Origin of the sequence: Stenotrophomonas sp. PS02300 (assembly GCF_029959395.1) — a bacterium.
GTDB lineage: Bacteria > Pseudomonadota > Gammaproteobacteria > Xanthomonadales > Xanthomonadaceae > Stenotrophomonas > Stenotrophomonas maltophilia_AD.
Map to the genome: position 1 here is coordinate 1 of NZ_JASCOP010000280.1, position 321 is coordinate 321.

A 321-nucleotide genomic window follows, 5' to 3' on the forward strand; every position below is an offset into this window, starting at 1 on the left:
GGCCATCGCCGCGCCCGGATTTTTGGCATTCCCCGCGCCCAAGACGGAACGACTTGGGCGCGGGGCTGCTCCCTATTCTTTGGTTTCGATAATCCACCACACGGCACGCGGCAAGGCGCGGCCCGTGATGGGGTGCAGGTCGGTCAGGTCGGCGCGAGCTGTCCAGCCGCGAGGCGGGCGGTAGCCGCGCACGTCGCCATCGCCATGCCAGCGTCGGGCGCGTACCGTGTCAGGGGCATAGGTCGCGGCCATGCGGGGGCGGTTCGTGGTGTCGTGGCTCATGGGGGGGAATCCTCGGCATGAAGCGCCCCGGTTCGGAAC

General features: G+C 69.5%; 1 protein-coding gene. It reads right to left on the minus strand.

Annotated features, from left to right (window positions below; genetic code table 11):
* Positions 1-72 precede the first annotated feature (72 nt).
* Complete coding sequence (locus QMX79_RS20885; protein ID WP_044463541.1) at positions 73-282, minus strand: hypothetical protein; 210 nt, start codon at positions 280-282, stop codon at positions 73-75.
* Between the last annotated feature and the right edge of the window lie 39 nt (positions 283-321).